The sequence below is a fragment of the Luteimicrobium sp. NPDC057192 genome, from assembly GCF_042670205.1.
GTDB lineage: Bacteria > Actinomycetota > Actinomycetes > Actinomycetales > Cellulomonadaceae > Luteimicrobium.
Genome location: NZ_JBHUWD010000067.1, coordinates 1 through 1,985 on the forward strand (window position 1 = coordinate 1; position 1,985 = coordinate 1,985).

At 74.1% G+C, this 1,985-nt stretch carries 2 protein-coding genes; one reads left to right on the forward strand and one right to left on the reverse strand.

Features of this window, described 5'->3' with window-relative positions; all coding sequences use genetic code 11:
- Positions 1–49 precede the first annotated feature (49 nt).
- Positions 50–1,138 carry a TetR/AcrR family transcriptional regulator C-terminal domain-containing protein gene (locus tag ACFT5B_RS19365; protein WP_386800822.1) on the reverse strand — a complete coding sequence of 363 codons (1,089 nt, stop codon included), beginning with the start codon at positions 1,136–1,138 and terminating at the stop codon, positions 50–52.
- Positions 1,139–1,194: 56 nt separating this feature from the next.
- On the opposite strand from ACFT5B_RS19365, the gene ACFT5B_RS19370 reads away from it, so the two are divergent.
- Positions 1,195–1,905: an SDR family oxidoreductase gene (locus tag ACFT5B_RS19370; RefSeq protein WP_386800823.1), complete on the forward strand. Its 711-nt coding sequence runs from the start codon at positions 1,195–1,197 to the stop codon at positions 1,903–1,905.
- Positions 1,906–1,985 lie beyond the last annotated feature (80 nt).

Here is a 1,985-nt window from a genome sequence, read left to right on the forward strand (position 1 = left end):
ACAAAAAGTACGCACTCAGCGGGGGCGCGCGCCGGTACCCGGCGCAGAGTCAGGACCGGTCGCGCTCCGCAGCCTTCGCGGCCTCCGCCTCGGCCTTCTGCAGCTCGCGCACGCGCTTCTCGGCCTCGCGGACCTTCTTCTCCGCCTCGTGGACGGCCTTCTGCAGCTCGCGGACGCGCTTCTCGGCCTCCTTGCGCTTCTCGGCAGCCTTCTTGACCTTCGGGTCGCGGGCGTAGCGGGCCGCGACGGCGGCGGCGTCGCGGAGGTCGTCGTCGGACTCGGCGAGCGAGCCGGAGCGCCCCGCCCCGCCCGCCGCCGGATCGCCGCCGTCCCGCGCGAAGTCCCGGCCGGCCCCCGGGAGCCCGTTCGCGCGCGCCTCGATGTACGCGGCGACGCCGTCGAGCACGCGCTCCATGCCGAACGCGACGTCGTCGATCGCGCCCTCCCCGACGTACGCCCCGCTCTCGACGAGCGGCCGCAGGAAGGGGAACCGTTCGCCGTCGACGAGGTCGCGGAGCACCGCCTCGTACGCCCCTCCGAGGATGTCGTCGTGCCCGCCGGCGGCGTCGACGGCGCGCGCGAGGTCGCGCTGGAGCTGCGCGGCCGCCTTGGCGTAGTTCGACGCGAGGAGGATGACGGCCATCTTCTCCTCCTGGTCGAGCGGCACGCTGCGCAGGGTCCGGAGCCCACGGTCGACGACCTGCAGGTTGTTCGGGGTGAGCGGCGCGCCCTGCACCGGGATGTCGAGGTACCAGGCGTGCTCGCCGAGCAGGGCCTGCGTGAACTGCGCCCACTCACGCAGCTCGGCGCGCCAGTCGGGCGGGTCGTGCGCGGGCGGCGGCTCGACCCCGATCACCTGCTCCTGCATGAGCAGCAGCAGGTCGTCCTTGCTGGTCACGTACCGGTAGAGGGACATCGTCGTGTAGCCCAGGCGGGCAGCGACCTTCGCCATCGACACGCCTTCGAGGCCGTCGGCGTCCGCGAGTTCGACGGCCGCGTCGACGATTCGCTCGATGCTCAGCTCGCGCCGCGGGCCCCGGTTCGGGCTCGCAGCGACGCCCCACGCGAGCGCGAGGCCACGGGGCAGCTCGGGCGCCTCGGCGGGTGCGGTGGCGTCGGTCGGGTCGGGCTCAGTCACGTCGTCCATCCTCCTGCACGCTGTCCATCCGGGGTGACGCAGTGTTCGATCGGAGCATGACTCTCACCGAACGGCCCGTCACGCTCGTCACCGGCGCCGCGAGCGGCATCGGGGCCGCGACGGCCCGCCTCCTTCTCGACGCCGGCCACCGGGTCGCCGTCACCGGCCGCGACGCGGCGCGCCTCGAGGCGTTCACCGCCACCCTGCCCGACGACGACGTCGGCCGCCTCCGCGTCCACGTCGCCGACGCGTCGGTCCAGGCGGACGTCGAGCGCGCCGTCGCGGACACGGTCACGGCGTTCGGGCGGCTGGACGCCGTCGTCGCGAACGCCGGCTTCTCGACCCACGACGACGTCGCGACCGGCGACCCCGACGCCTGGCGCGCCATGCTCGACGTCAACGTGCTCGGCCCCGCGCTCCTGGTGCGCGCCGCCCTCCCGCACCTCCGCGAGGCGCGGGGCCGCATCGTCATGGTCGGGTCGGTCGCAGGCATCAGGAACACTCCCGGGAACATGTACTCGGTGACGAAGTGGGCCACGCGCGCCCTCGCTGAGAACACCCGCCTCCTCACGGTGCCCGACGGGGTCGGCGTCACCCTCGTCTCGCCGGGTCGCGTCGACACGGACTTCTGGGCCGGACGTGGCGGGACGCCGTCGGGACCGGTGCTCGGTCCCGACGACGTCGCCCGCACGATCGTGTGGACCCTCGCCCAGCCGGCGGACGTGGCCCTCGACGAGGTCGTCGTCCGCCCGCTGGGCCAGCTCTGACCGAGCCCGTCCGCCGACGGTGACGCTCTGTTCGCCGACGGTGACGCTCTGTTCGCCGACGGTGACGCTCTGTTCGCCGA

What these genes read in the sequence shown, in the direction of transcription:
- ACFT5B_RS19370 (WP_386800823.1), top strand. Translation starts at nt 1,195, where the DNA reads ATGACTCTCACCGAACGGCCCGTCACGCTCGTCACCGGCGCCGCGAGC.